Below are 762 nucleotides of genomic sequence, written 5' to 3' on the forward strand. Positions count from 1 at the left end.
CCCAAGCGCCAGCTTGGGTGGAGTCGTCGTTGAAATACCACTCTGGTCGTGCTGGATGTCTAACCTCGGTCCGTGATCCGGATCAGGGACAGTGTCTGGTGGGTAGTTTAACTGGGGCGGTTGCCTCCTAAAGAGTAACGGAGGCGCCCAAAGGTTCCCTCAGCCTGGTTGGCAATCAGGTGTTGAGTGTAAGTGCACAAGGGAGCTTGACTGTGAGACTGACGGGTCGAGCAGGTACGAAAGTAGGGACTAGTGATCCGGCGGTGGCTTGTGGAAGCGCCGTCGCTCAACGGATAAAAGGTACCCCGGGGATAACAGGCTGATCTTCCCCAAGAGTCCATATCGACGGGATGGTTTGGCACCTCGATGTCGGCTCGTCGCATCCTGGGGCTGGAGTCGGTCCCAAGGGTTGGGCTGTTCGCCCATTAAAGCGGTACGCGAGCTGGGTTTAGAACGTCGTGAGACAGTTCGGTCCCTATCCGCTGTGCGCGTAGGAGTCTTGAGAAGGGCTGTCCCTAGTACGAGAGGACCGGGACGGACGAACCTCTGGTGTGCCAGTTGTCCTGCCAAGGGCATGGCTGGTTGGCTACGTTCGGGAGGGATAACCGCTGAAAGCATCTAAGCGGGAAGCCTGCTTCGAGATGAGGACTCCCACCCCCTTGAGGGGTTAAGGCTCCCAGTAGACGACTGGGTTGATAGGCCGGATGTGGAAGCCCAGTAATGGGTGGAGCTGACCGGTACTAATAAGCCGAGGGCTTGTCC

1 rRNA gene is annotated in these 762 nt (G+C 58.1%); it reads left to right on the forward strand.

The annotated features are described in order from the left end of the window. Window positions 1–762 (forward strand): 23S ribosomal RNA (locus tag PV350_RS46825); the annotation flags it as partial.

It is taken from the genome of Streptomyces sp. PA03-6a (assembly GCF_033792765.1).
Taxonomy (GTDB): Bacteria; Actinomycetota; Actinomycetes; order Streptomycetales; family Streptomycetaceae; genus Actinacidiphila.